This window comes from Salinilacihabitans rarus (assembly GCF_024296665.1).
In the GTDB taxonomy this organism is placed as follows: domain Archaea; phylum Halobacteriota; class Halobacteria; order Halobacteriales; family Natrialbaceae; genus Salinilacihabitans; species Salinilacihabitans rarus.
The window spans coordinates 948,027-973,586 of the sequence record NZ_CP100762.1 but is presented as its reverse complement, the minus strand read 5'-3'; the positions used below and the strand labels follow the sequence as shown (position 1 = coordinate 973,586).

Sequence of the window (25,560 nt, the reverse complement as noted above, 5' to 3'; positions counted from 1 at the left end):
CGGCCGACCGATCGTACCCCGCCGCGTCGCGTCGGCGGGCGCGGCGGGTGATCGGTGCGTGAGCGACGTCGCGGTCGAGGACGCGGTGTCCGCCTACCTCCGCCGGAAAGCCGTCGGCGACCCGGACGAGCGGGGCGCCGGGACCTACGCCTCGAACGCCGAGTCGATCCTCCGGCGGTGGACCGCGTGGCTCGAATCCGAACACGGGACCACCTCGCTGTTCGACCTCGACGTCGAACACCTCCGGTCGTACGCCGCGACCCTCGCCGACCGGGTCGACCGCGGCGAGTACGCGGCGTCGACGGCCCACACCTACTTCGCGGTCGTGCGCGCGTTCCTCTCGTGGTGCGTCCGCGGGGGCATCCTCGAATCGAACCCGGCGGCGACGGAGGCCGCCGAGCGGGCGCTGCCGGCCGCCGAGCGCTCGGAGGGGCAGTTCTGGACCCGCGAACAACGGTGCACCCTCGAGGAGTACGTCCGCCAGCGGGCCCTCGACGCCGAGGACGACGACCGCCGCGAGCGCCTCGGCCGCCTGCGGGACTACGCGATGGTCGCGGTGCTGGCCCACGCCGGCGTCCGCGCCGGCGAACTGTTCCGCGTGCCCGCCGACGACCGCCGCAGCGGCGCCACCTGGGACGACGTCGACTTCTACACGGGGACGATCCGCGTGCTCGGCACCTCCCAGCGCTTCGAGGAGGTGTTGCTGCCGGCGGCGGCGCGGACGCCGCTGCGCCGGTACCGCGTCGTCCTCGACCCGCCGTCGAACGAGTGGCCGCTGTTCCCCACCCGGCACGCCCCCTCCATCGCCGGCCGGGTCCGGTCGGTCCTCGCCGAGCGCGGCCACGACGACGACGAGATCGAAGCGTTGCTCGACGGGACCACCGCGAGTCAACTCGCGCGCGAGCGCTCGATCCCCCCGCCGGCGATCACGACCGAGGGGGCCCGGTCGATCCTCAAGCGCCTCTGTGCGGACGCCGACGTCGACGTCGACGGCGGCTACCTCAAGCCCGGCGGCGCCCGGCGGGCGCTCGGCGAGCGCTCGCGACGGCGCGCCGCGACCTCGCCGGGGACGGCGCTCAGGGAGTCGTACCTCGAACGGTCGATCGTCGTCGCCGAGGACGTCCCGGGCGCCGGGACCGACTAGCCCTCACGTCGGCGCGGGCACCTCCGACCGCCGGGCGAGCGTCGACTCGCCGGCCTGTGCACGGAGCAGTTCGGCGACGAACGCGGCGACGTCGATCTTCTCCTCGAAGAGCCGTGCCCGCCGCTCGCGCCAGCGGTCGGGGGCCTCGGGGTCCAGCAGGTCGCGGACGTACGCGAGCGCCGTCTCCTCGTCGGGGGTCGACCGGAGGAGGTCGTACCGCCGCTCCAGTTCGACGAAGTTGCTCATGTCCCGCTCTCTCGCGGCGAACGACTGGATGCGGACCGCGGGCGTCCCGAGACAGGCCGCCTCGGTCGCCATCGTCGCCGAGTCGCCCGCGTACAGGTCCGCGTGGTACAGCAGGTCGTGGACGAGGTCCGGGGGCACCGGCAGGCGGTGGCGTTCGAGGTCCGGCGGCAGGTCGTCGCTGCTCGTGATGTAGACCTCGCCTTCGTCTGCGAGCAGCGAGACCAGCCGTCGCTTTCCGCGCGGGGAGAGGCCGCGCTCGCCCACGTCGTGGAGCGCGTCCCACTTCTTGAAGCGCAACAGGAAGTACCGCTCGTCGGGGTCGACGCCGCGCTCGCGCAGTCGATCCGGCGAGGGGGAAAACCGGTCGGGGTGGAGGTAGGCGAGTTCGTGGTAGCCGTCGTAGCGGACGTGGTTCGAGCCGTACTCCTCCTCGAACCGCCGCGGCGTACAGACGACGTGGGCGAACGGCGTCGTGATCCGGTGGGAGGCGACGCCCTCGTTGTCGATGAAGACGACGCTGCGCGCGCCGACGAGGGGGGCGACGTGCGAGACGGCGACGCCGCCGATGGCCGTCATCACGTCGGGATCGATCTCCCGCGCCCGCCTGAGCAGGCGGTACTCGTAGCTCAACTGGACCTTCGCCAGTTCGGCCAGCGAGTCCTGTGTCCCCGCGAGCACCTCGTGGGGGAGGTCGTAGCGTTCGAGCAGCGGCACCGCGAGGTCGTTCTCGCGGGCGAAGACGAACACCTCGTGGCCCCGGTCCTCGAGGATGTCGATCACGTTCCGGTAGAAGTGGACGTGCGCGGGGTGCTGGATGGTCACGACGACCCGCATCGTCACCGGACGCTCACCACCGTTCCCTCGTTGACGTCGCGGTCGAACACCATCCCGAGGACGAGACACAGCGCCCCCAGCACGAGGACGGCGACCGACGCGAGGACGCCCGCGATCCGGGAGTCGGCGTCGGACCGGACGCGGACGGCCCACGCCAGCCCCGCGGCCGCGGCGGCGCTGGCGGCGGCCCCGAGGGCGTAGAGCAGCGCGAGCGGGTGGAACTCCCCGAAGACGTACCGGTAGCCCAGCCGGCGGACGAACCCGCGAAGCAGGAGCCACGAGAGCGAGGGAACGAACGAGCGGTACCGGATGTGGCTGCGCTCCTCGCCGTAGACCGCGGGCATCGACACGTCGGCGATCCGGAACCCGCAGGCGTTGAGCGACACGAGGAGGTCGTTCGCGAAGCCGTAGCGGTCGTAGAGTCGGTCGAGGTCGACCGCTTCGAGCGCCGCCCGCGAGATGGCCGTGTAGCCGTTCTGGGGGTCCAGCATCTCCCAGTAGCCGCTGGCGACCTTCGTCAGGAACGTCAGCAGGAGGTTGCCGAACAGCCGCCAGGTCGACATCTCCGTGCGGTGGGCGCTGCCGTCGAGGCGGTTGCCCTTCGCGTAGGCCGCCCGCCCCTCGACGACCGGGTCGAGCAGGCGGTCGAGCTGGTCGGGGTCCATCTGGCCGTCGCCGGCCATCACGGCCGTGACGTCCATTCCGTCTTCGAGGGCGCGGCGGTAGCCCGTCTTGATCGCGGCGCCGACGCCGCGGTTCTCCGCGTGACGGATCGGGACGACCGCGGGGTCCCCCGTCGCGCCCCCGTCGGCGACCGCCCCCTCGGCGTCGGGGCTCGCCTCGACGGCGGCCGCGTCGTCCTCGGCGGCCGGTTCGCCCCCCTCGCCCCCGCGCCGGTCGGCGGGCCGCCGTGCGTGGGCGACGATCTCCTCCCAGGTGCCGTCGGTCGAGCGGTCGTCGACGGCGTAGATCCGGTCGACGAACGACGGCATCGTCTCGATCACGTCGCCGACGAACCCCGCCTCGTTGTACGCGGGGACGACGACGGCGACCGTGTTGTCTCCGTACACCGGATCACCCCGCCGGAGGTGCGACCGTCGCGTCGGTCCCGTCGTCGAAACGCGGCGTCGTCGGTGGCGCTGTCGCGGTTACCCTCATCTACTCGCGGCGTCCCCACCTCGAACCATTGTTATTCGAGCCATGTGGGCGCGGTAGCCGCGAGTTAGCCGCGCGGGGCGTTCGCGGCCCGCGCGAGCGGGTCGGCGAGCGCCGCGGGGAGTCGGCCGGCAGAACGCGTCCCGAGAGCGGTCCGCAGGCGCCGCCGGGCTAGGGGCGGGCTACGCGGGGCGGTAGCGTCGGCGTACAGCCGGATGGCGGCGGTTTCGAACGCCGAATCCGCTCAGACCAGCAACCAGAGGACGATCGTCAGCACGAGCGTCAGGAACAGGACGGTGTGGCCGATGCTCGCCCGGAGGTGGATCGTCGACGGGCGGCCGCCGTCGGCGGGGCGGCGTCCCTCGACCTCGACCATCCAGTTCGGCAGGCGCCGCGCGGCCGCCTCGACGGCGAGCACCGGGTTGTTGCCGACCCAGTAGCACCGGCGTACGAGCGCGACGGCGGCGGCGTCGACCGCCCGGTAGGTCTCCGTGACCGCGAGCATCGACCACCGGCCGGCGTAGTACGTGATCGGTTCGACGACCGTCGCGGGGTCGGTGAGGTCGAGTTTCGACAGCGGCTTGCGGATCGCGACGAAGCCGACGAGCGAGACGGCCACCAGCCCCGCCGTCTCGGTGAGGTGGCTCGCGCTGTAGGGGTGGAGGTGGCTCTCGCCGCCGGAATACGTGAACGCGGTCCCCTGGACGTTCGGCAGGAAGTCGACGAGCCCCTGCCACCAGACCCCCAGCGCGAGACACGCGGCGCCGACGGCGAGCATCGCGACCGTCTGGCCCGGCTTCGCGTCCGCCACCTCGACGTCGCTCTCGCCGTGGAGGAACGCGTAGTAGCCGAGTTTGATGAACGAGAGCAACGTTCCGACGGCGCCGAGCAACAGCAGGTAGTACACCGCCCGGTACTCGGGGGTGCCGTAGTAGCCCGGATCGGCCGCGTCGAGGATCATCCCCTTGGTGACGAAGCCGTTGAAGCCGGGAACGGCGGTGATCGAGAGCGCCCCGAGCGAGAAGCCGACGGCGGTCAGGGGCATCTCGCGCCAGAGGCCGCCGAGTTCGTACAGGTCCTCCTCGCCGGTGCGGTAGATGATGACGCCGACGGCCATGAACAGCAGGCTCTTGAAGAGGACGTTGTTGAGCAGGTGGCCCATCGCGCCGGCGGCCGCGAGCGCGCTCCCGATGCCGATGCCGGCGACCATGTAGCCGACCTGGGCCTGGATGTGGTAGGACAGCAGCGCGCGCATGTCGTGCTGGAGCAACGCGAAGCCGGCGCCGTAGACGGCCATCAGCCCACCCATGTACGCGAGCGCGAGTTCGCCCTCGGGGAACGCCCGGTAGAGGACGTACGCGCTCGTCTTCGTCGTGAACACCGAGAGGAACACCGACGCGGCGACGTGTGGCCGGGGGTAGGTGTCCGGCAGCCACGTGTGCAGGCCGATGAACGCGGTGTTGACGCCGACCCCGAGCGCGGCGAGCAACTGCGGGAGCCCGACGGCGATGCCGGCGGCGCCCGCGCCGTAGACGAACTCGCCGACCTGGGCGTAGTGGGCGATCACCGCGAACAGGACGAGCGTCCCGCCGATGCCGTGGGCGATGGCGTACCGGAAGCCCGCGCGGACGGCGTCGCCGCCGTGGTGCCAGACCAACACGGTGGAGGTGATCGCCATCAGCTCCCAGGCGAACACGAGGGTGAGCCAGTCGCCGGCGAACGCCGTCGCGAGACAGGAGGCGACGTACGCCAGCGCGATGGCCGTCATCCCCTCGCTCGCGTCGGTCGAGTAGGCGTAGACGACGGCGAACGTCCCGAGGAAGCCGAGGCCGGCCCCGACGACCCGGCTGAAGTCGTCGACGAAGAACGGCCGGACGTCCGAGAAGCCGAGGAAGGTGGCCGTCAGGGTCGTCCCGTCGGGGACGGTAAGCGAGACGACGAGGACGGCGACGAGGCTGAGCGCCCCGACGGCGTGGCCGAGCGCCCGCGGCAGGACGAGCGCGAGGATCGCCGCGGCGAGCACGAGCGCCGGCGGGTAAAGCGCCGCCAGCGGCAGGCCGGCGACCTCCGTCACGGGACCGTCACCCCCGTGACCGTCTCGACGATGCGTGCGGCCAGTTCGAGGAACACCGCGTAGTCCGGCACGATGCCGAGGACGACCGCGCCGGTCGCGATGACGGCGATCGGCACGAGCATCAGCCACGTGCTCTCGCCGAGCGGCGACCGGCGCGCCCAGCCGCCGGCCGGCGGGCCGCCGGTGTGGGCGTCGTCGCGGTCGCCGTGGTGGTCGACGGCGCTGACGTGCTCACCGGCCGTCGCCTCCGGCACCGACTCGTCGGCGTGGTCGCTCGGGTACTCGTCGACGGCGTACTCGTACGCCGCCTCGTCGGCCTCGCGGTCGCCGTCGTCGCGGTCGTCGCTCGCCTCGCGGTCGCCCCCGTCCGCGGCGACGCGCTCCTCGGCGGCATCCGCGGCGACGTAGGACTCCCGCTCGCCGCCGAGGGGGAACTCGAGCAGCGGCTTGGCGTCGTGGCGCTCCTCGCTCTCGAAGAACGCGGTGTAGACGACGGGCCAGAAGTAGGCGATGTTGAGCAGCCCCGAGAGCAACAGCGCGGCGGCGAAGAGCCAGTAGCCGCCGGCGACCTCGCCGGCGCCGATCAGCATGTAGAACTTGCTGACGAAGCCGGCGACGGGGGGCATCCCGGCCATCCCGGCGGCGCCGACGGCGAACGCGCCCATCGTCAGCGGCATCCGCTTGCCGATGCCGGCCATCTCGCTGATGTAGTCGGTGTGGGTCTCGACGTGGATCGCGCCGGCACAGAAAAACAGCGTCAGTTTGCCGAACGCGTGCGCCGGGATGTGAAACAGCGCGCCGAGGACGGCGTACGGGTGCAACAGAGAGAGCCCGAGGACGATGTACGACAGTTGAGCGGTCGTCGAGTACGCCAGCCGGCGTTTGAGGTGGTCTTTGCGCATCGCGATGATGCTCGCGGCGACGAGCGTGAACGCCGCCACCGCCGCGACGGGGACGTTCATCCCCATCTCGTACGGGAGCCCGACGGCGTCGAGCGGGATGGCGAGGTCGGAACTGCCGACGAGGTCGACGCCGTACACTTCGAGGATCACCCGGGCGACCCCGAACGCGCCGGATTTGACGACCGCGACGGCGTGGAGCAGCCCGGAGACGGGCGTCGGTGCCACCATCGCGTCGGCCAGCCACGAGTGCAGCGGCATCACCGCGGCCTTCACGCCGAAGCCGGCGATCAGCAGGTAGAAGGCGACCCGCGCGGCGAGCGGGTCGGCGGCCGCGGCCGCCGCGAGCGCCCCGATGCCGCCGGCCTCGAACGCGACCGTCGGCTCGCCGACGCCGGCGGTGAGCCAGTAGACCATGACCGTCCCCGCCAGCAGGAACACCCCGCCGCCGAAGAACGTGTACGTGAGGTACTTGCGGCCGGCCACGCGCGCCTCGCGGTCCTCGTTGTGTGCGACCAGCGGGTAGGTCACGAGCGACAGCAGTTCGTAGAAGACGAAGATCGTCACGAGGTTCGCCGCGAAGGCGATCCCCACCGCCGTCGAGAGACTGGCCGCGAACGCGGCGAAAAAGCGCGTCTGGGAGTGCTCGTCTAACCCGCGCATGTAGCCCGTCGCGTAGAACGCGGTGAAGATCCAGAGAAAGCTCGCGAGCGTCGCGAACAGCATCCCGAGCGGGTCGGCCCGCAGCGCGAACTCGATCGCGGCGTCGCCGCCGCCGACGAACGTCCACCCGAGGTGCCACTCGTAGACGGTGCCCGAGAGGACGCCGGGGAGCATGCTCGCCACGATGGCGAACTTCGAGACCGCGGCGAGGACGGACCACCCCTCGCGGACGTTCGGGTGGCGGTGCGAGGCGACGATCAGGACGACGGCCGCGGCGGAGACGAGAACCGCGGCGAGCGGACGCGGGTCGGTAACGACGTGTTCGGTCATCGGTTAGACACCTCCGATCGAGATCGTTTCGAGGAACGGTCCGAGCAGCGAGTCGTAGAAGACGCCGCCGGCGAAGCCGAAGACGACGGCGGCGACCGCGACGGCGACGAGGACGACGCACATCCCGGTGGTCACCCGGTCGCGACCGCCGTCGGTCGCCACCGCGCCGGGCGCGTGGGGCGCCTCGACCGGCGTCGGCGGCGTGAAGTACATCTTCTCCAGCAGGCGGGCGGCGTAGGCGAGGGTGAACATCGTGCTGAGGAAGACGACGGCGGCGACCGGCCACGCCTCGGCCTCGACGGCGCCGATGGCGATGTACCACTTGCCGACGAAGCCGACCGACGGCGGGACGCCGACGAGCGCGACGAGCATGACCGACATCGTGCCGGCCAGCAGCGGCCGCCGGGCGGCCAGCCCCGCGTACTCGTCGACCGTCCGCGCGCCGGTCGACAGCGCGACGGCCGCGACCGCGAGGAACAGCCCCCCTTTCAACAGCCCGTGGCCGAGGAGGTGGAAGACCGCGCCCGCGAACGCCGTCTCGGTGAGGACGCCGTAGGCCGCGACGATCAGGCCGAACTGGGCGACCGACGAGAACGCGAACATCCGCTTTACGTCCTGCTGGATCGCCGCCAGCGCGCTGCCCGCGAGGACGCTCGTCGAGCCGACCGTGACGACGACCTCGGTCAGGTACGGCGTCGAGGCGAGAAACTCCGGCCCGAAGACGGTGTAGGCCACCCGGCCGAGCGCGTACGCCGAGGCGGTCGAGACCAGCGCCGCGATCAGCGGCGTCACGGCGTCGGGGGCGTGCTGGTAGGCGTCGGGCTGCCACGTGTGCAGCGGCCACTGGGCGACCTTCAGCGCGAAGCCGACGAAGACGAACGCGAACGCCGCGCGGGCGAGCGCGAGTTGCTGCCCGTCGAGTTCCGCGGGGACCATCCCGGCGAGTTCGTTCATGTTGAGCGTCCCGGTCGCCATGAACAGCAGGGCGACGCCGGTCAGGTAGATCGACGCGCCGAGGGTCCCGAGGATCAGGTACTTCAGGGCCGCGACCGCCGACTCGGGGCCGTCGCCGCTGGCGACCAGCGCGTACGTCGCGAGGCTGGAAATCTCGAGGAAGACGAACAGGTTGAAGACGTCGCCCGTCAGCGAGATGCCGAGCAGGCCGCCGACGAGCAGCAGGTACGCCGTGTAGAAGGCGTTCCCGCGCGGGCCCGCGACGCGCGTGAAGACGAGAACGCCCGCGGCGGCCGCCGTCACGAGCACGGTAAACGGCGCCGACAGGCCGTCGGCGACGAGCTGGATGCCGTACTGCGGCGGGAACCCGCCCAGTTCGTGCGTGATTGGCTCGCCGCCGGCGTAGACGACCGTCGCGAGCGCGAGCGCCGCGGCGAACAGCCCCGTCGTCGTGACCGCGGCGACCGGCCAGCCGGCGCGCTCGAAGCGCAGGCCGAGTGCGATCGGGAGCGTCGCCGCGAGGATCGGCGTCACGATCAGCGCCACGGGGAGCAGGTCGGCCTCACTCATCGGCGCGCACCTCCCGCAGGGTGTCTTCTTGCAGGGTGCCGTACTCGGCGTAGATGCGCACGATCAGCGCCAGACCGACCGCCGTCAGCGCCACCCCGACGACGATGGCGGTCAGCACGATCACCTGTGGCAGCGGGCTCGCGACGAGCAGCCTGCCGGGCTCTTTCGCGGCGGGGACGACCGGCGCGCCGCCGCCGTCGACGTAGGCCGTCGAGACGAAAAAGAGGAAGATCGCCGTCTGGAAGATGTTGACCCCGATCAGCTTCTTCACGAGGTTCTCGCTGGCGATGATCACGTACAGGCCGATCCCGAACAGGACGAACGTCAGCGCGTAGGCGTAGTGGCTCGCGAGCAACTCAATCATCGGGTCGCACCTCCGTCTCGGAGTCGGCTTCCGCTTCCGGGGGGCGTTCGGGGGTGTACCCCGCCGCCGTCGCGAAGAACAGGGTGACGACGACGCCGGCGACGATCAGCGCGATGCCGCCGACCTCGATCGCCTCCATCCCCCACTTCGCGGCGATTCCCAGCCCCGTCTCGAACGTCTTGTACTCGAGGAATCGCCCGCCGAGGGCGACCGTCGCCACGCCGACGCCGACGAAGAAGGCGACGCCGCCGGCGACGAGGCCGACGACGACGCCGTTTTTCAGCCACCGGCGGGTGGGTTCGATGCCGAAGGCGAACGCCATCATCAGGATCGTGACGCCGGCGATGGCGCCGCCCTGGAAGCTCCCGCCGGGGGTGTCGCCGCCGTGGAAGACCAGAAACAGCCCGTACGTGAGCGTGAACGGGGCGAGGACCTTCACGGCGGTCAGGATCACCTGACTCTCGGTGTACGTGTCCGTGTACCCGTCGGCCATCAGACGAACACCTCCCGCTTCAACACGACGAGGACGGCGACGCCGGCGGCGAAGACGACGACCGCCTCGCCGAAGGTGTCGAACCCGCGGTAGGCCGCCAGCACGGCCGTGACCGCGTTCTGAACCTTGGTCTGTGCGTACGTGTTCTGAATGTAGTGCTGGGTCACCTCGGGGTTCGACCAGATCGGGGCGCTCTCGGCGCCGACGGCGTACATCTCCGGGAGCACGAACGCGCCGAGTACGGCCACGAACGCGCCGACGGCGACGAGCGCCGGCGGATCGATCCGCTCGAAGAGGCGGTCGGTCGTCGGCCGCGACGTGCGCGCGATGGTCAGCAACAGCAGGATCGTCGTGACGCCGGCGCCGATGGCCGCCTCGGTCATCGCCACGTCCGGCGCGAGCAGGAACGCGTAGAGGATCGCCATCCCGAGGCTGTAGGCGCCGAAGACGACGATGGCCGACAGCACGTCCCGGAAGAGCGCGGTCGCGACCGCGGTGAGCACCACGAACACCGCGAGCGAGTAGGCGAGCGCGCTCATCGCTCCTCACCCTCCTCGGCGGCGTCGACCGTCCACGCCTCGATGCCCGACTCGGCGGCCGAGCGCGCGATGGCGTGGGCCGCGGTGGGGTTCGTGATGAACACGAAGAACAGCAACAGGACGGTGTAGACCGTCACCTCCGTCCAGCCGAGCGCGAGCGCGACGCCCGCGAGGGTGAAGCCGGCCCCGAGGGTATCGGTCTGGGAGGCGGTGTGTGCGCGGGTGTAGACGTCCGGCAGGCGGATGACGCCGACCGCCGAGACGAACGTGAAGAACAGCCCGAACGCCAGCAGGGCGATGACCGCCCAGAACCGCACGGTCTCGATCACAGGACACCACCCCGCTCGACGGTGAACTTCGAGATGGCGACGGCCATCAGGAAGTTCAACAGGGCGTAGATCAGCGCGACGTCGAGGAACCACGGCTCGCCGAGCCCCACCGACAGCAGCGCGAGGACGACGACCGTGTTCGTCCCGAGGACGTTTACCGCCAGCAGCCGGTCCTGGGTCGTCGGCCCGGCGAGCGCACGGTAGAACATCACGATCGCGAGGACGACGAAGCCGGCGGCCGCCGCGAGGAAGACCTCGTCGAGGCCCTCGATCACGCCCCGTCACCCCCGGCGGGCGCCGGTTCGGCCGCCTCGTCGGCCTCGTCCTCGCCGTCGACGACTGCGACGTCGCCGCGCTCGCGCGGGGTCGCGAGCGCGGCGGCCCGGCGACCGTAGAAGACGAAGCGGACCCCCCGTTCGAGGCCGCCGTCGAAGAGGTCCTCGCGAGCGTCGGGGATCAGCGTGTGGACGAGCAGCCGCTGGTCGTCCGCCCGTACGGTGAGCGTCCCCGGCGTCAGCGTGATGCTGTTGGCCAGCGCGAGCAGCGGGAGGCCGCCGCGGACGAGCGCGTTCACCCGCGTCATCCGCGGGTCGATCGGCATCGACGGCCGGAGGATCACGAGCGAGACCGCGAGGTTGGCCTTTAGGATCTCGGACAGCAGGTAGGGGAGGTAGAGCACGAACCGCAGGACCCGACCGGGCGAGTGCCGGAGCGTCGGCGCCACCGTGAACGTCACCTGCGAGAGCGTCAGCGCGACGATCAGGCCGACGGCCGCGCCGGTCACCCAGTCGAACCAGTACGAGAGGTCGCCGAGGATCATGTAGAAGGCGTACGAGAGCGCGAACGTCGCGAGGAACCGCCGGCCGCGCTCGCGCCCGCGGCGGCCGACCAGCCGCTCGTGGCGGGCGGGGCGCTCGACCGGCGCCTCGTCGTAGGCAAGCCCTACCCGGTCGAGTTCGCGTTCCAGCGGCTGGAGCATCGGCGCCGTCACCCCGGGTTCGTACTCGGGGTCGACGACGACCCGGTCGACGCCGTGGGCGTCGGCGTAGGCCGCGAACGCCTCGGCGTAGTCCCGCGGCCCGAACAGGTACTCGTCGGTCCCGATGACGGCCGTCTCGACCTCGACGTCGACGGACGTCGCGACGGCGTCCTCCTCGACCCAGTTCTCCGCGCGGTCGAGGAGTCGCTCGGCCTCCTCGATGCTGTGTCGCCCCTCGGGGGTCTCCCCCTGGAACGGGACGGCGACGACGAGGTGACAGACGAGCGTCTCGTTGCCTTCCGCGACCCCGGACTGGACGGCGTACGCTACCGTCTGCCGGACCGTCACCGACTCCGACAGCGGAACGAGAACCCGCTCAGTCGCCACGGAGGACCCCTCCGGGCGACCGTCGTACGTTACTCATAGCTCTGCTCTTGTTAGTCGAGTCAAGCGGTAGCCGCAGGAAAACTATTTCGTTATCTACCAACATGGACGACGGTCGTCGACGCGTTTCGACCGTCGACGGCCGGCGGCCGGATCGACCGAACGACCTTTATCGGGAGCGACGAACGGTAGGGACGACATGACGTTCGACCCACGGGAGGCCGAAGCCGACCGGGCCGACCTCGACCGGGTCGTCGGCGTGCTCGACGACGAGGCCTGCCGGGACATCGTCTCGGCGCTCGACGAGCCGATGACCGTCCGCGAAATCGCCGACGAGGCCGACGTTCCCCTCTCGACGACGTACCGAAAACTCGACCGCCTGCGGAAGGCGTCGCTCGTCTCCGAGCGGACCCAGCTCCGCGCCGGGGGCCACCACCGCTCCCGGTACCTGGCCCACTTCGACCGGATCGCGGTCGAACTCGACGGCGACCGGGACTTCCGCGTCGAGGTCGAGCGCCCGCTGTCCGACCCGGAGCAGCGGCTCGTCGACGTCTGGTCCGAGGTCAGGAGGGAGACGTAGCCGTGAGCGCGGCCGCCGCGACCGCCGTCGTCGCCCTGAAGACGGTCACGCTCGCGCTGGGCGGGCTCATCACCTACTTCGCGTTCAACGCCTACCGCCGGACGACCGCCCGGCCGATCGGCGCGCTCGCGCTCGGGTTCGCCCTCGTCACCCTCGGCGCGTTGCTCGCCGGCGCCGCCCACCACGCGTTCGGCCTCGACTCGGACTACGTCGTCCTCATCGAGAGCGCGCTCACCGTCGCCGGCTTCGGCGTCATCACCTACTCGCTGTACGTAAACTGACCGGAGAAGGGGCCACTCACCCGAGGACGTAGTCCAGTCTCGGGTACTTCTCGATCAACGGCTCGCCGTCGACCTCGTAGCGCTCGATGATCGCGTCCAGCCCGAGGATCCGGCCCGCGCCGAAGGCGGCGACGGCGAGGAACACGAGCATGTACGCGAAGTCGCCGTTGATGAGGCCGTGTTCGACGCCCCAGTTCCCGAAGTAGAACATGAGCATCATGAACGCGCCGAAGAACGCCGCGAGGCGGACGGCCACGCCCACGAGGAGGGCGAGGCCGATGAGGAGTTCACCCCACGGGACGGCGACGTTCACGAACTCGACGAACCACGGCGTCGCGGCCATCCACGCGAACATCCCTTCGAGGGGGTTGCCGTTGACAGCGGCGACGTTCGCGAGGTAGCCCTGGGCGGACCAGCCCGCTTCGAGTACCTTCTCGATGCCGGCGTAGAGGAACGCAAAGCCCATCATGAGTCTGAGCGCGAGGACGAACCACGCGCTCAGGCTGTGGGCCTGTCCCCTGACCGTGACGCCACCGATTCTGCTCTCGAACACGTTCGCACCGACACTCGTCTTCTCTGTTGCCATTGGATCTTTCACCGACTGTACGGACGGCGCGACAGGTCATATAGTAGTAAGTGGATTCCCGGACATCAAGAACCTGCTATCTGAGGGTATCCGGCCGGGCGTCCGAGTACTTTACGTACCGTCCGTCACCAGTTCGAGACGATGACCCTCTACTCGCGGCTCCGGCCGCTCGCGTTCACGCTGCCGGCCGAGACGGCCCACGAACTCGGCACGCTCGCGCTCCGGGGCGTCGGCGCCGTGGGGCCCGCACGGGCCGCGCTCCGGTACGCCTACCGGTACGAACACCCGGCGCTCGAGGTCGACGCCTTCGGCGCGACGTTCCCGAACCCCGTCGGCGTCGCCGCCGGCTTCGACAAGAACGCCCAGTGTACGCACGCGCTGGCCGCGCTCGGCTTCGGCTTCGTCGAGGTCGGGACCGTGACGCCGTACCCCCAGTCGGGCAACGAGCGCCCCCGCCTCTTCCGACTGCGCGAGGACGAGGCGATGGTCAACCGGATGGGGTTCAACGGCCACGGGATGGACCGGGTCAAAGAGCGACTGGAGACCGGCGGCCGCCCCGACGTCCCGCTGGGGCTCAACGTCGGGAAGATGAACACCTCGGACGAGGAGGAGGCCATCGAGGACTACCGCCGGGTCTTCGACCGCCTCTCGCCGTTCGCCGACTACGTCGTCGTCAACGTCTCCTGTCCGAACACCCCCGACGAGTTCGACGAGGGCGACCCCGATCACCTCCGGGCGATCTTCGAGACCCTCGAAGCCGAGAACGACGCGGACGTCCCGATCCTCGTGAAGATCGGGCCGGACTCCCCCGAGGAGTCGATCCTCGACCTCGTCGGGATCGTCGAGGAGTTCGACCTCGACGGCGTCGTCGCGACGAACACGACGACCCGCCGCGACGGCCTCCGGTCGGAGAACGGCCGGGAGTGGGGCGGGCTCAGCGGCAAGCCCCTCGAAGCCCGCGCCACCGAGGTCGTCCGCACGCTGGCGACCCACACCGACCTGCCGATCGTCGGCGTCGGCGGCGTCGACTCCGCCGAGAGCGCCTACGAGAAGATCCGCGCGGGCGCGTCGCTCGTCCAACTCTACACGGGGTTCATCTACAACGGGCCGTCGACGGCCCGCGAGATCAACCGCGGACTGGTCGAGTTGCTCGACCGGGACGGCTTCTCGTCGGTCGAGGAGGCCGTGGGCGCGGATCTCGGGTGAGGCCGGGCGGATCGCATCGCTCAGTCGTCCGCGTCAACGTCCACGCGCGTCCCGTACCCCGACTCCCCGACGACCGCGCCGTCCTCGTAGACGACCTCGCCGCGGACGACCGTCGCCGTCGCCTTCCCCGCGAACGTCTCGCCCTCGAACGGCGTGACCGTGTTCTTCGAGTGCAGGTCCGTCCGATCGTCGAGGGTCCACTCGCTGTCGGGGTCGACGACCGTGAAGTCGGCGTCCGTGCCGACCTGCAGCGACCCCTTCGCCGGGTACATCCCCCAGACCTGCGCGGGACGGGTCGAGTGGCGGTAGACCCACTCCTCCGCGGAGAGGCGGCCCTCGTCTACGAACGTGAGCATGACGGGCACCTCGGTTTCGAGGCCGACGAATCCCGAGATGGCGTCCCACGTGTTCCCGAACGGGTCGTCGACCAGTTTTTCCTCGTCGGTGTGGGGCGCGTGGTCGGTGGCGATACAGTCGATCGCGCCGTCCTCGAAGGCGTTCCAGAGGCGTTCGCGCTCGGCCTCGTCGCGGATCGGCGGCTGGATGCGCGCGACGTTGCCCTTCTCGGCCATCACGTCCTCGGTGAACCAGAGGTAGTGCGGGCAGGTCTCGGCGGTGACGTCGACGCCGCGCTCTTTCCCGCGGGCGACGGCCTCGGCGCCCGACCCCGAGGAGACGTGGAACATGTGGATCTTCGCGCCGGTCTCCTCGGCGAAGGTGATCATCCGTTCGATCGCCTCGCGCTCGGCGATCACGGGTCGGGAGTGTGAGTGGTCGATCGGTTCGTTCCGGCCCTCGGCCCGGAACCGCTCGGTGTAGTGGTCGATGATCTCGCCGTTCTCCTCGTGGAAACCGAGACGCTTGCCGGTCTCCCGGATCTTCTCCATCGCTTCGAGGATCTCGCCGTCGCTCGGCGGCGGGACGTCGCCGACGGTCGACCCGAGGAAGACCTTGTAGCCGAGCGCGCCGGCCTCGTCGAGCGCCGGGATCAGGTCGAGGTTCTCCGAGGTGACGACGGCGTAGCTCTGGAAATCGACGTGGGCTTTCGCCTCACCGCGCTCGAACTTGAGTTCGAGGTGCTCGGGCCGGTCGACGACGGGGTCGGTGTTGGGCATCCCGACGACGGTCGTGACCCCGCCCGCCGCGGCCGCGCGCGTGGCGCTCTCCCAGTCTTCCTTGTACTCCAGTCCGGGTTCGCGGTTGTGGATGTGGCCGTCGACGATCCCGGGTACGAGGAAATTCCCCCCGGCGTCGAGGACGCGCTCGGCGTCGGGCAGGCTGTCGGGGCGGCCGACGGCGACGATCGTCCCGTCCTCGACGGCGACGCCGGCGTCGGGCGTCCGCCCGGCGGGCGTCACGACGGTACAGTTGCGCACGACGAGGTCCGCGGTCATCGACTGGAGTTCCGAACCGGCGCGGATATAGCTTCTGTTGGTCCACGAGCGTCCGCGACTATCAGGCGGGGGCCGCCGGCGGCCGGCGGGGACGGTAAGAGTTCGATAAGCGACGGTACGAGTGGTATACTAAACGGGCCGGTCGCCGTCACCGGACGCGATGGACTCACCACCGATCGCAGATCGGACGATTCTCGTGACGGGCGGGGCCGGTTTCGTCGGGAGCCACCTCGTCGACGCGCTCGCGCCCCACAACGACGTCCGCGTTCTCGACGACCTCTCCTCGGGACGGCGCGAGCACGTCCACGAGGCCGCGACGCTGGTCGAGGGTGACGTCCGCGATCCGATCGCCCTCCAGCGGGCGGCCAGCGGCGTCGACCTGATCTTCCACCAGGCCGGACTGGTCAGCGTCCCCCGGAGCGTCGAGGCCCCGCGGCAGAGCGACCGGACGAACCTCGACGGGACGCTCATGGTCCTCGAACAGGCGCGGCTGGCGGACGCGCGGGTGGTCGTGGCCTCCAGCGCGGCCGTCTACGGCCACCCGGCGGAACTCCCGGTACCGGAGACGGCACGCAAGGAACCCACCTCGCCGTACGGCATCCAGAAACTCGCGCTCGACCACTACGCGCGGCGGTACGCCGACCTCTACGACCTGCCGACGGTCGCGTTGCGGTACTTCAACATCTACGGCCCGCGCCAGCGGGGGCCGTACAGCAGCGTCATCTCGACGTTCCTCGAACAGGCGTCGGCGGGCGATCCGATCACCGTCGAGGGCGACGGCGAGCAGACCCGCGACTTCGTCCACGTCGGCGACGTCGTACGGGCGAACCTGGTCGCCGCGACGACCGACCGGACGGGGGAGGCGTACAACGTCGGGTCCGGCGAACGCACGTCGATCCGCGACCTCGCGGAGGTCGTCCGCGAGGCGACCGACTCCGCCTCGCCCATCGTCCACGAGGAGGCGCGCCCGGGCGACGTCCGCCACAGCGTCGCCGACGTCTCGAAGGCCCGCCGGGAACTGGGGTTCGAGGCCCGCGTCGACCTCGAATCGGGGATCAGCGACCTCGCGTGCGGCCCGGACGACCGCGCGGTCGACGTCCCGGCGAACCGCGGGGCCGGGGGCGGCCCTACGGGCTGACGGCGGGCGGGTGAATTCGGCCTTTCCGTCGCACCCGCCGATGGCGGTCGGGCGTCAGCGTCGCACTGCGACTCGCATCGGCCGCTGACGGTCGGGACCCGTGACGTGTAGACCGACGATAACTATCGGCGTGCGGGCTCCGGTTTGCCGTATGGCACTCGTCGACAGCCTGATCGTGTTCGCCGTGAGCCTGCTGATCGGCGCGCTCGGCATCTACGTAGGCGCGAGGGTAATCGTGGACACGGAAGACTACACGTACGCCCTCGTAACGGCGCTGATCGGGGCGATCGTCTGGGGGATCGTCGGATTCTTCTTCGGCTGGATCCCGCTTCTCGGCCCGCTGCTCGTGTTGCTCGCGTACCTCGCGGTCGTCAACGCGCGGTACCCGGGCGGGTGGGTGCAGGCGGCCGCGATCACCGTCGTCGCGTGGCTCTCAGTGCTCGTCGTGCTGTACGTCCTCGCCGTACTCGAAGTCACGGCGTTCGAAGCGGTCGGCGTCCCGGGGGTCTGACGCCCGTCGACCGTCTCGCTCCCGGCGCGGCCCTGCCGGCCGCAACGACTTCCCCTGTTCTCTACGAATCCCGTTCTCGGACGGTCCGCTCGACGGTGGGGACCAGCGGTACGCGCGACCGCAGTCCGGTACGAGGCGACGGTCGAGGGCGCCTTCCCCGTCCGCGGCGACCGAGGCGCATCGGGACGGCCGGCGGCCCGACCCGAGGGCGGCGTTGCCTGCGCCGCCGATACCGACGACGACACCGCTCGCCGGAGAGTCGTCGAATCAAATACTTACCGCCTCGAACTCGCGCAAACTCGGCACTAGCGGTCCCGAACGTCCTGACGTGTTTATCTGCGGCGTCGGCCAACCGGTGGTATCGTCGTGACATGAAACGGACGCTCATCGTCGTCGCGATCGCGCTCGCCGTCCTGATGGCCGGTTGTGGCGGCCCCGGAGAGGCCCCGGAGAACGACACCGACGGCGACAACGCCACCGACGACCCCGGCGCGCAAGACGAGGAGAACGGGACCGCCGCCCTCGAACCGGCGGCCGTCGAGGACGAACCGCTCGCGACCGCACCTCCCGGCTGATCACGAGTTCCATGGGGAGCCACGGACGTGTTGTACTTCCAGATATACAGATAATATAATAACAATAATTGAATTATAAAAAATACTTTGTGGCCCGGTCGCGTCGATTCCCGACGACGAAGCGAGCGGAGACCCCCACGAACACCGCCGAGACGTCATGAACTATCACTACCGAGTCGACGTCGTCGCCGAGGTCCGGTCCGGACTGACCGGGAGCGACGCCGTCGGTCCGCTCGCGCAAGTCGGCGGGGACCCCCACCTCGCGGCGCTGCTCGGCATCGTCGCCCTGGCGCTGCTCGGCGGCGTGCTGGTCATCCGGAACCGACTCGAACGCTCCGAGGAACGAACCGACTCGCCGGCCCCCGCGAACGAGGAGTTCGTGACCGATCGGGAGAGAGTCCGGCAACTCGTCAAGGAGAACGGCGGGCGAATGAAACAGTCGGCGATCGTCGACTCGGTGGAGTGGTCGAAGGCGAAGGTGAGCCGCCTGCTCGCCGATCTCGAGGAGGACGGCGAGGTTACGAAACTCCGTCTCGGCCGCGAGAACCTCGTCTGCCTGCCGGGACACGAACCGGCCGCCTCGCAGTCGACGGAGACGACCGGCGGGGAGTGATCGGCCTCAATAGACGTTTTCTCGGGCTGTAATCGTTCCGCAGGCGACCTCACCCGTCGCATTGTCCCGTTTCTCATCGTAATGGTTGCGTCCGTTTATGCGCCGAATAGACGATTGGCGAATGCCTTCGCGGCACAACATGAACGCAGGCAATCAGCTACTCGTCGTGGTCACTGCGCTGATGCTTGTCTGTTCGAGCGGGGCGATGGCGGTCGCGGCAGCCCCGTCGGCAGCGAGCAACGCACACTCCGACGAGACAGGCGTAACGGCGAGTATAGGCGTAGACGAACACACGGACGACAACGCGTCCGACGACAACGTGTCCGAGGACGCGCAGGCGGACGATGCCGTAGACGAAGACGACGGGGACGTATCGATGGACGACCGTGAGGCGCCCGACGGGCAGAGCGCCTGGGTGACCTTCGAAGATCAGGCGAGCGACGGCCAGACCGTCGTCGTCGACGAGGTCACGATGGCGAGCGGGGGCTTCGTGGCGATTCACGACAGCACCCTGCTCCAGGGTAACGTCATCGGAAGCGTCATCGGCGTCTCCGAGTATCTCGGTCAGGGCACGCACGAGAACGTCGAGGTCACCCTCGACGAGCCGCTCGAAGAGGACGAAGAGCTCATCGCGATGCCCCACCGCGACACGAACAACAACCAGCAGTACGACTTCGTCGAACTCGAAGGCCAGCAGGACGGGCCGTACCTGACCCCGGACGGTGAACCCGTCACCGACGTCGCGCTGGTGACCGTCGACGGCGACGTCGTCGACGACGACGTGACGGACGATAACGTCACGGACGACAACGTCACGGACGACGACGCGGACCGCGTCGATGGTGACGACGACGTCAGCAAAGACAAGGTCAAAGACGACGCCGTCGACGGCGACGAACTTGACGAGGACGATGAGTTAGACGAGGACGATGGCCTCGATGACGAGGACGATGAACTCGACGACGAGGACGATGAGTTAGACGAGGACGATGGCCTCGATGACGAGGACGATGAACTCGACGACGAGGACGATGAGTTAGACGAGGACGATGGCCTCGATGACGAGGACGATGAACTCGACGACGAGGACGATGAGTTAGACGAGGACGATGGCCTCGATGACGAGGACGATGGCCTCGATGACGAGGACGATGGCCTCGATGACGAGGACGATGAACTCGATGACGAGGACGACGGCCTCGATGACGAGGACGAAGAAACCGAGATCGGTGACGACGAGGACGACGAACTCGACGGAGACGAGTTCGACGAGGACGACCTCGACGAACTCCCCGAAGATCAGCCGGTGTTCATCGTCGTCGAGGAACTGACCGTCGAGAACGTCGATGCTTCGAACGCCAACGTCACCGTGCTCGTCATCGGCGAGGACGTCGACGCCGAGGATCTCGAAGGGCTCTTCGAGGACGCCGACGTCGTCGAAGAGGACGACGAACTCGACGAGGAGGACGACGAACTCGACGAGGAGGACGACGAACTCGACGACGACAACATCACCGACGAGGACGAAGAAACCGAGATCGGTGACGACGAGGAGGACGACGAACTCGACGACGAGGAGGACGACGAACTCGACGACGACAACATCACCGACGAGGACGAAGAAACCGAGATCGGTGACGACGAGGAGGACGACGAACTCGACGACGAGGATGACGGACTCGACGACGAGGACAACATCACCGACGAGGACGACGAAGAAACCGAGATCGGTGACGACGAGGAGGACGAACTCGACGACGACAATATCACCGACGACGAGGACAACGTCACCGACGAGGAGGACGAACTCGACGACGTGACCGGTGAGTCGTTCACCGTCGAGAGTCTCGACGCGCCCGAGAGCGCAGAGGTCGGCGAGACCATCGAGGTCACGGCGACCATCTCCAACCCCGGTGACGAGGAGGACACCCAGGAGGTCCAGTTCCGGCTGGAGGGTGACCTCGCCGGGTCACAGGACGTGACTCTCGACGGCGGTGAGAGCGACGAGGTCGTCTTCGAGGTCGACACCACCGGAATCGCGGAAGGCGACTACGTCCACATGGTGCTCACCGACGAGTTCGGACAGGTCGCTTTCATCGAACTGACCGAGGGTGACGACCTCGACGACGACGAGGACGAGGAGAACGACACCGTCGACGATGACGACGACGGCGACACCGTCATCGACAGCGACGATGACGACGACGAGGCGCTGCTGATCGGCGCCACCTGAGGGACCTATCCCAACGGACGGGGGTCTTTTCTCGCGACCGACGACCGGTGAGAGGCGTCGCCCGCGTGGCCCGGGCGGTCAACCCAGCAAGGAGTAGAGGCTGCTCGCGGCGACGACGAGGAACACGAAGACGCTCGCGAGGACGGGATCGAGCGCGGACACCACGGGGAGGTCGAGTCCCGTGAGGGCGATGAGCGCGAGGCCGAACACGCACAGGCCGAGGTGAAGGCGCAGGACGGCCGCCCCGTCGCCGTGGTCGCCGTCGACGTACGTGAGCACGTCGTCGAAGTGCGGCCCCGGGGAGATCGTCTTCCCCTCGGGGTCGTACTCGATGACGTCGTCCTCCTCCAGTTGGGGGAGATGCGTCTGCTGGAGCGAGACGTAGACGCTCTTGTAGAGGTTGTTGGGGACGGGCGTCGAGTCCGACTCCTGACTTGCGATCTCCGTGGCGACGTCGGAGACGCCGACGTGGTTCCGCCGTTCGGCCAGGATCTGGACGATCGCCCGCCGGCGATCGTTGCCGAGTATGTGAAATACCTCGCTTTCCTCGAGCTGCCCCGACCGGCTCGTCTGAACCGACAGTTGATTCGTGTCGGTTTCATGGTGTGGTCGTGGCCTCCTGTCGCCGAGTCCGTCTCTCGAGCAGTGCGTCCGTACCCGGTGCCCGCCCGCGGTGGTGCCGGCGACCCGGACGGGCGCCCCGGGCGTCACTACTATCAGCGTCGACTGATGCGAATAAAGGACGTAGACTGTTCACTGGGCGAGGGAGTTCGGGCGACCGGTAAACACGGTGTTTCGATCGGACGTTCGGCCGCGTAGCCCCGTCGACGGCGCCGACGAGCGACGATGCGGCGTCCGTGCGCTCAACGTCGATTCACCCGCATTGCGGTGTGTTCGCCCGATAAAATCCACGTTGCCGAGGACGTCGGCGCGTCGAAACCGGTCGTTTCCGCTTCGAAATGTGGAATTTCGGCGAGTAACGATCGTCCTTCCGGCTGTAAGGTAGGTCGTTATAAAATACCTCCTTCGATTACCGGTTGAACCGCTGGAACGTGACGGTGGTGTGTCCGACCGAGGCGGGTCGACACGAGAGGCTGCGTACAGCGTCCTCCCGCGCGGCGGGAGCGAACCGACCGACGATGGGAACACGAACGATGTCAACACAGGCGAACGACGCGAGAACCGAATCGGGCGTCGAGCCCGCGGCACAGCTCGAAGTCCTCGGCGACGAGTGCGCGCGGACGATTCTCGTCGCGACGAGCGCCGGTCCGCGGACCGCGAAGGAACTGACCGCGCGGACCGACTGCTCGTCGGCGACGGTCTATCGACGAATCAACAACCTCCTCGAGAGCGACCTGCTCGCGGAGTGCATCCGCTTCGAGGAGGACGGCACGCACACGACGGCGTACGAGGCGACGGTCGATCACCTCAGCGTTGAGATAGGAACGGACGGGATCGACGTCTCCGTCTCGCGACCCGAGGAGCGATCCTGACGGATCGGCGCCGTTCGGGCGTGAGCGACCGGAGTTCCTCTCTGCCGTCGAACCTCCGTCCGCGAACGGAAGTCACGCGAACGAACAGTTTCGTTCACCTCTGTTAGTATGAAATGAGGCGTGAAACGCCTGTATGATGCGGATAACAAATATCCAGTCAGCGGAACGGTCCACGTGATTGAGCAATGCACGACCTGACCGGCTTCCAGCGGGACCTCCTGTACGTGATCGCAGGTGCGGACCGTCCGTCTGGACAGAGCGTCAAAGAAGAGGTCGAGAAGTACTACAGCTCCGAGATCAACCACGGACGACTGTACCCGAACCTCGACACCCTCGTCAACAAGGAGCTGGTCGAGAAAGGCCAGCTCGACCGACGGACGAACTACTACGCGATCACCGAGGAGGGTCGCCAGCGAATTCACGAACGCCGCGAGTGGGAGGAGCAGTACGTCGACTTCTGACCGCTCGACGCCGGGCCTCGCGCGCCGCTCTCGGGGGCACTCGCCTGTAGCCGCGACACCCGCGGCCGTCCCGAGTCGAGCCCCCGCGGCTCCCGCCCGGCCGGTCGGGTCCCGTCGATTCAGGTCGCGTCGCGACGTCCGATCGTTTTCCCCGCGGACGGCCCGCCGCGGGTAACTCGCTCATAACAAAGCCGGATAGTTACGACTCGGTGAACGATCCACGAATGTCGACGCGACTGCGCGGCGTGCGGTCGAATCGGACGACGAGACAGTCGACGGCGGTGATCTCGGGATGAGCCTGCGGACGAAGACGGAGACGCGGTTCCGGTACGTCCTCCGGTATCCGACGGACCTCGCGGCGGTCTCGGTGCTCGCGGTCCTCGGGTACCTCGCCGCGACGGCGTACCCGACGGGGAGTACCCTCCGGCTGACGGCGGCGCTCGCGCTCGTGGCCGTCCTCCCGGGATACGCGCTCGTCTCGGCGCTCTTTCCGGCCCAGGCCCGTCGCGCCCGGCCCGACGCCGCGACCGCCGTGGAGCGGCGGCCGGGCGGGATCGACACCGTCGAACGCCTCGGCCTCTCGGTGCCGCTCTCGCTGATCGTCGCGGCGCTTGCCGTCCTCGCGCTGCCGCTGGCCGACCGGGGACTGGCCGCGGAACCCGTCGTCGGTGCGCTCGCGCTCGTGGCCGTCGCCCTCGCGCAGGTCGGGGCCGTCCGCCGGCTTCGGGTACCCGAACCCGACCGGTACACGGTGTCGCCGCTGCTGGCGATCCGGCGGCTCCGCGAGTCGACGGAGGGTGCCGTCGCCACCGCGACCTCGGTGCTGCTCGTCCTCGCGGTCGTCGCGGCCGCGGGCGCGCTGCTCGTGGCGTTCGTCGCGCCGATGTCCGCCAGCAGCTACAGCGAACTGGAGATCTACACCGCAGACGAGAGCGGCGAACTCGTCGCCGGCGCGTTCCCGGACGCGGTCGAACCCGGCGAGTCGATCCCCGTCACGTTCGTCGTGGAGAACTACGAGGGCGAGGAGACCGAGTACACGCTCGTCGTTCAGGAGCAGGTGATCGAGGACGGGGAGGTGGTCGAGCGGACGGAACTCCGGACCGTCGACGTGCTCGTCACCCACGGCGACGGGGGCTGGGTGACCGCCGAGCGAGAGGTCACCCCGACGGCCGATCCCGGCGAGACCGTCCGCGTCAGCTTCCTGCTGTTCGAGGGCGATCCGCCCGCGGAGCCGACCAACGAGAACGCCTACGAGGACGTCTACTTCTGGACGACCGTCGCCGAGGACGAGGACGCCGCGTCCGCGGCGGCCGACGAGGGCGCCGGCGGCGGCGACGGCGGCGACGAGGCCGGAACGGACGAGGACGACGGCGGGGGCGAAGACGCGGGTGGCGACGACGATGACGAGGACGACGATGACGACGATGACGACTCGTTCAGCTTCGACGACCTCTTCGACGACGAGGACGACGAGGACGAAGACGACCTCTTCGACGACGAGGACGAAGACGACGAGTGACGAACCGGGCCGGCGACTCTCGCGAGCGTCGGCCGCCGAGCGCGCGTTCGACGCTCTCCGCGGTCCGTTCCTCTCGCCGCCCGGTCTGTCGGCCGTGAGCCGTCGCTGTCGGGCGGCGACGGCGGCGGGCGGAGGCGAACGACGGCCCGACCTAGCGGCGCACGAGCGGGACGAGGACGGGGAGGCTGGAGCGCCGCGAGACGCGCTGGGCGAGCGCGAGGAAGAGGACGACACAACACAGCGCGAGCGCGACCCACGGGGCGAGCGCGACCGACAGCGACCCGACGGACAGCCACGACAGCCCCAGCGCGACGGCGGCGGCGACGGTCGCGGTCGCGTAGGCGTAGTGCCAGGGGCGGTCGTCCCCGACGCCGTCGAGGTACGGCTCGAACGTCTCCTCGCTGGGCAGCAACTCGATCTCGTGGCCGTCGGGATCCCAGTCGATGATCCCGTGGTCCTCGAGCATCGGGAGGTGTGTCTGGTACAGCGAGATGTAGACGCGCCGGCGCTGCGCGCGGGTCACCTCCTCCGGGTCGGCGTCGTTCTCCCACGCCGCGACGTGCTCGACGAGCGACGAGAGGTCACAGGAGCCGTTCTGCCGTTTCAGGTACTCGACGGTCCGTCGTCTGCGGGCGTTGCTGAACACGTCGAACAGCTCCGCCTGCGTGAGGCCGGCGTCGGTCATCGGCGACCTCGTGCAGGCGGGTGCGTGCCCGGCCTCGCAGCGACGGGAGTCTTCGGATGCCTCACGGGGATCAGTGCCACAGTGTGACACTTTACTATCACGCGTCTACCCCGTCGAAAGCCGCTTGTACCCGTCGGATCCGATGACTGACGCGAGCGCCGACGTGTTTTGTCGGTTGAATGAGCTATTTCGCCGGCGCTGGCCGGCCGTCGTCCCCTCGCGGGCGTTCCGCGCGCGCTCGATGGCCGGTCGTGTAGTTCGGGGCTACCGACGCGTCAGGACGGGGATAACAAAGCGTCGTTACCGGAAGTATCCGGACGACTGCCCT

The 25,560-nt window shown here is 69.2% G+C and carries 27 protein-coding genes; 12 read left to right on the top strand and 15 right to left on the bottom strand.

What is annotated here, in order from left to right; translation table 11 throughout:
- The first annotated feature begins 58 nt into the window (after positions 1-58).
- Positions 59-1,144, top strand: coding sequence for a tyrosine-type recombinase/integrase (locus tag NKG98_RS05120; RefSeq protein ID WP_254768584.1), 1,086 nt, complete (start codon positions 59-61; stop codon positions 1,142-1,144).
- Positions 1,145-1,147: 3 nt separating this feature from the next.
- Here the strand turns inward: NKG98_RS05120 and NKG98_RS05115 are convergent, their stop codons facing one another.
- The 11 genes from NKG98_RS05115 to NKG98_RS05065 form a co-directional block, all read right to left on the bottom strand.
- Positions 1,148-2,224, bottom strand: coding sequence for a DUF354 domain-containing protein (locus NKG98_RS05115; RefSeq protein ID WP_254769427.1), 1,077 nt, complete (start codon positions 2,222-2,224; stop codon positions 1,148-1,150).
- 2 nt (positions 2,225-2,226) lie between these two features.
- Positions 2,227-3,294 (bottom strand): glycosyltransferase family 2 protein, encoded by a 1,068-nt coding sequence (locus NKG98_RS05110; RefSeq protein ID WP_254768583.1) that lies wholly within the window; start codon positions 3,292-3,294, stop codon positions 2,227-2,229.
- Between the two features lie 329 nt (positions 3,295-3,623).
- Complete coding sequence (locus NKG98_RS05105) at positions 3,624-5,453, bottom strand: Na(+)/H(+) antiporter subunit D (protein ID WP_254768582.1); 1,830 nt, start codon at positions 5,451-5,453, stop codon at positions 3,624-3,626.
- Entirely contained in the window at positions 5,450-7,345 is a 1,896-nt protein-coding gene (locus NKG98_RS05100; RefSeq protein WP_254768581.1) for a proton-conducting transporter transmembrane domain-containing protein, read from the bottom strand. The genes NKG98_RS05105 and NKG98_RS05100 overlap by 4 nt, the downstream gene beginning before the upstream one ends.
- Before the next feature lie 3 nt (positions 7,346-7,348).
- The gene (locus NKG98_RS05095; protein WP_254768580.1) at positions 7,349-8,869 is read right to left on the bottom strand and encodes a proton-conducting transporter transmembrane domain-containing protein; all 1,521 of its coding nucleotides are present in this window, start codon (positions 8,867-8,869) and stop codon (positions 7,349-7,351) included.
- Positions 8,862-9,233, bottom strand: a complete 372-nt coding sequence (locus NKG98_RS05090; RefSeq protein ID WP_254768579.1) for a cation:proton antiporter subunit C — start codon at positions 9,231-9,233, stop codon at positions 8,862-8,864. The genes NKG98_RS05095 and NKG98_RS05090 overlap by 8 nt, the downstream gene beginning before the upstream one ends.
- A complete protein-coding gene (locus tag NKG98_RS05085; protein ID WP_254768578.1) occupies positions 9,226-9,726 on the bottom strand; it encodes an MnhB domain-containing protein in 501 nt (166 codons plus the stop codon). Before NKG98_RS05085 ends, NKG98_RS05090 begins: the two co-directional genes overlap by 8 nt.
- Entirely contained in the window at positions 9,726-10,265 is a 540-nt protein-coding gene (locus NKG98_RS05080) for a DUF4040 domain-containing protein (RefSeq protein ID WP_254768577.1), read from the bottom strand. The genes NKG98_RS05085 and NKG98_RS05080 overlap by 1 nt, the downstream gene beginning before the upstream one ends.
- Positions 10,262-10,594, bottom strand: coding sequence for a monovalent cation/H(+) antiporter subunit G (gene mnhG, locus NKG98_RS05075; protein WP_254768576.1), 333 nt, complete (start codon positions 10,592-10,594; stop codon positions 10,262-10,264). Before mnhG ends, NKG98_RS05080 begins: the two co-directional genes overlap by 4 nt.
- The gene (locus NKG98_RS05070) at positions 10,591-10,869 is read right to left on the bottom strand and encodes a cation:proton antiporter (RefSeq protein ID WP_254768575.1); all 279 of its coding nucleotides are present in this window, start codon (positions 10,867-10,869) and stop codon (positions 10,591-10,593) included. The genes mnhG and NKG98_RS05070 overlap by 4 nt, the downstream gene beginning before the upstream one ends.
- Positions 10,866-11,960 (bottom strand): monovalent cation/H+ antiporter subunit E, encoded by a 1,095-nt coding sequence (locus NKG98_RS05065; protein ID WP_254768574.1) that lies wholly within the window; start codon positions 11,958-11,960, stop codon positions 10,866-10,868. The genes NKG98_RS05070 and NKG98_RS05065 overlap by 4 nt, the downstream gene beginning before the upstream one ends.
- Positions 11,961-12,156: 196 nt before the next feature.
- On the opposite strand from NKG98_RS05065, the gene NKG98_RS05060 reads away from it, so the two are divergent.
- On the top strand, positions 12,157-12,537 hold the full coding sequence (locus NKG98_RS05060; protein ID WP_254768573.1) for a winged helix-turn-helix domain-containing protein: 381 nt from the start codon (positions 12,157-12,159) through the stop codon (positions 12,535-12,537).
- A 2-nt stretch (positions 12,538-12,539) separates the two neighbouring features.
- Entirely contained in the window at positions 12,540-12,818 is a 279-nt protein-coding gene (locus NKG98_RS05055; protein ID WP_254768572.1) for a DUF7521 family protein, read from the top strand.
- 16 nt (positions 12,819-12,834) lie between these two features.
- Here NKG98_RS05055 and NKG98_RS05050 read toward each other — a convergent pair whose 3' ends face one another.
- Positions 12,835-13,404 carry a DoxX family protein gene (locus NKG98_RS05050; protein WP_254768571.1) on the bottom strand — a complete coding sequence of 190 codons (570 nt, stop codon included), beginning with the start codon at positions 13,402-13,404 and terminating at the stop codon, positions 12,835-12,837.
- Positions 13,405-13,545: 141 nt separating this feature from the next.
- Here NKG98_RS05050 and NKG98_RS05045 point away from each other — a divergent pair, with 141 nt between their 5' ends.
- Complete coding sequence (locus NKG98_RS05045) at positions 13,546-14,610, top strand: quinone-dependent dihydroorotate dehydrogenase (RefSeq protein ID WP_254768570.1); 1,065 nt, start codon at positions 13,546-13,548, stop codon at positions 14,608-14,610.
- Between the two features lie 20 nt (positions 14,611-14,630).
- Here NKG98_RS05045 and allB read toward each other — a convergent pair whose 3' ends face one another.
- On the bottom strand, positions 14,631-16,004 hold the full coding sequence (allB, locus tag NKG98_RS05040; RefSeq protein ID WP_254768569.1) for an allantoinase AllB: 1,374 nt from the start codon (positions 16,002-16,004) through the stop codon (positions 14,631-14,633).
- 160 nt (positions 16,005-16,164) lie between these two features.
- On the opposite strand from allB, the gene NKG98_RS05035 reads away from it, so the two are divergent.
- The 5 genes from NKG98_RS05035 (at position 16,165) to NKG98_RS05015 (ending at position 21,074) form a co-directional block, all read left to right on the top strand.
- Positions 16,165-17,142, top strand: a complete 978-nt coding sequence (locus NKG98_RS05035) for an NAD-dependent epimerase/dehydratase family protein (protein WP_254768568.1) — start codon at positions 16,165-16,167, stop codon at positions 17,140-17,142.
- 151 nt (positions 17,143-17,293) lie between these two features.
- The gene (locus tag NKG98_RS05030; protein WP_254768567.1) at positions 17,294-17,653 is read left to right on the top strand and encodes a hypothetical protein; all 360 of its coding nucleotides are present in this window, start codon (positions 17,294-17,296) and stop codon (positions 17,651-17,653) included.
- 371 nt (positions 17,654-18,024) lie between these two features.
- On the top strand, positions 18,025-18,228 hold the full coding sequence (locus NKG98_RS05025) for a hypothetical protein (protein ID WP_254768566.1): 204 nt from the start codon (positions 18,025-18,027) through the stop codon (positions 18,226-18,228).
- A 157-nt stretch (positions 18,229-18,385) separates the two neighbouring features.
- Entirely contained in the window at positions 18,386-18,841 is a 456-nt protein-coding gene (locus NKG98_RS05020; RefSeq protein WP_254768565.1) for a helix-turn-helix transcriptional regulator, read from the top strand.
- Between the two features lie 376 nt (positions 18,842-19,217).
- A complete protein-coding gene (locus tag NKG98_RS05015; RefSeq protein WP_254768564.1) occupies positions 19,218-21,074 on the top strand; it encodes a DUF7282 domain-containing protein in 1,857 nt (618 codons plus the stop codon).
- Positions 21,075-21,152: 78 nt separating this feature from the next.
- Here NKG98_RS05015 and NKG98_RS05010 read toward each other — a convergent pair whose 3' ends face one another.
- Positions 21,153-21,656, bottom strand: a complete 504-nt coding sequence (locus tag NKG98_RS05010; protein ID WP_254769426.1) for a helix-turn-helix domain-containing protein — start codon at positions 21,654-21,656, stop codon at positions 21,153-21,155.
- Positions 21,657-22,228: 572 nt separating this feature from the next.
- Between NKG98_RS05010 and NKG98_RS05005 the strand changes: the two genes are divergently transcribed.
- The 3 genes from NKG98_RS05005 (at position 22,229) to NKG98_RS04995 (ending at position 24,547) form a co-directional block, all read left to right on the top strand.
- Positions 22,229-22,567 (top strand): winged helix-turn-helix domain-containing protein, encoded by a 339-nt coding sequence (locus tag NKG98_RS05005; RefSeq protein ID WP_254769425.1) that lies wholly within the window; start codon positions 22,229-22,231, stop codon positions 22,565-22,567.
- A 185-nt stretch (positions 22,568-22,752) separates the two neighbouring features.
- Complete coding sequence (locus NKG98_RS05000; protein ID WP_254768563.1) at positions 22,753-23,028, top strand: PadR family transcriptional regulator; 276 nt, start codon at positions 22,753-22,755, stop codon at positions 23,026-23,028.
- A 292-nt stretch (positions 23,029-23,320) separates the two neighbouring features.
- Positions 23,321-24,547 carry a DUF1616 domain-containing protein gene (locus NKG98_RS04995; protein ID WP_343230421.1) on the top strand — a complete coding sequence of 409 codons (1,227 nt, stop codon included), beginning with the start codon at positions 23,321-23,323 and terminating at the stop codon, positions 24,545-24,547.
- A gap of 151 nt (positions 24,548-24,698) precedes the next feature.
- On the opposite strand, the gene NKG98_RS04990 is transcribed toward NKG98_RS04995, so the two are convergent.
- Positions 24,699-25,232, bottom strand: a complete 534-nt coding sequence (locus NKG98_RS04990) for a DUF7344 domain-containing protein (RefSeq protein ID WP_254768562.1) — start codon at positions 25,230-25,232, stop codon at positions 24,699-24,701.
- Between the last annotated feature and the right edge of the window lie 328 nt (positions 25,233-25,560).

Excerpts from the sequence above, each read along its gene's own strand:
- NKG98_RS04990 (WP_254768562.1), bottom strand. The coding sequence starts at position 25,232 with ATGACCGACGCCGGCCTCACGCAGGCGGAGCTGTTCGACGTGTTCAGC.
- NKG98_RS05090 (WP_254768579.1), bottom strand. The coding sequence starts at position 9,233 with ATGATTGAGTTGCTCGCGAGCCACTACGCCTACGCGCTGACGTTCGTC.
- NKG98_RS05100 (WP_254768581.1), bottom strand. The coding sequence starts at position 7,345 with ATGACCGAACACGTCGTTACCGACCCGCGTCCGCTCGCCGCGGTTCTC.
- NKG98_RS05050 (WP_254768571.1), bottom strand. The coding sequence starts at position 13,404 with ATGGCAACAGAGAAGACGAGTGTCGGTGCGAACGTGTTCGAGAGCAGA.
- NKG98_RS05000 (WP_254768563.1), top strand. The coding sequence starts at position 22,753 with ATGCACGACCTGACCGGCTTCCAGCGGGACCTCCTGTACGTGATCGCA.
- NKG98_RS05020 (WP_254768565.1), top strand. The coding sequence starts at position 18,386 with ATGAACTATCACTACCGAGTCGACGTCGTCGCCGAGGTCCGGTCCGGA.
- NKG98_RS05035 (WP_254768568.1), top strand. The coding sequence starts at position 16,165 with ATGGACTCACCACCGATCGCAGATCGGACGATTCTCGTGACGGGCGGG.
- NKG98_RS05045 (WP_254768570.1), top strand. The coding sequence starts at position 13,546 with ATGACCCTCTACTCGCGGCTCCGGCCGCTCGCGTTCACGCTGCCGGCC.
- NKG98_RS05085 (WP_254768578.1), bottom strand. The coding sequence starts at position 9,726 with ATGGCCGACGGGTACACGGACACGTACACCGAGAGTCAGGTGATCCTG.
- allB (WP_254768569.1), bottom strand. The coding sequence starts at position 16,004 with ATGACCGCGGACCTCGTCGTGCGCAACTGTACCGTCGTGACGCCCGCC.
- NKG98_RS05060 (WP_254768573.1), top strand. The coding sequence starts at position 12,157 with ATGACGTTCGACCCACGGGAGGCCGAAGCCGACCGGGCCGACCTCGAC.
- NKG98_RS05115 (WP_254769427.1), bottom strand. The coding sequence starts at position 2,224 with ATGCGGGTCGTCGTGACCATCCAGCACCCCGCGCACGTCCACTTCTAC.
- NKG98_RS05025 (WP_254768566.1), top strand. The coding sequence starts at position 18,025 with ATGAAACGGACGCTCATCGTCGTCGCGATCGCGCTCGCCGTCCTGATG.
- NKG98_RS04995 (WP_343230421.1), top strand. The coding sequence starts at position 23,321 with ATGAGCCTGCGGACGAAGACGGAGACGCGGTTCCGGTACGTCCTCCGG.
- NKG98_RS05030 (WP_254768567.1), top strand. The coding sequence starts at position 17,294 with ATGGCACTCGTCGACAGCCTGATCGTGTTCGCCGTGAGCCTGCTGATC.
- NKG98_RS05080 (WP_254768577.1), bottom strand. The coding sequence starts at position 10,265 with ATGAGCGCGCTCGCCTACTCGCTCGCGGTGTTCGTGGTGCTCACCGCG.
- NKG98_RS05015 (WP_254768564.1), top strand. The coding sequence starts at position 19,218 with ATGGACGACCGTGAGGCGCCCGACGGGCAGAGCGCCTGGGTGACCTTC.
- NKG98_RS05005 (WP_254769425.1), top strand. The coding sequence starts at position 22,229 with ATGTCAACACAGGCGAACGACGCGAGAACCGAATCGGGCGTCGAGCCC.
- NKG98_RS05095 (WP_254768580.1), bottom strand. The coding sequence starts at position 8,869 with ATGAGTGAGGCCGACCTGCTCCCCGTGGCGCTGATCGTGACGCCGATC.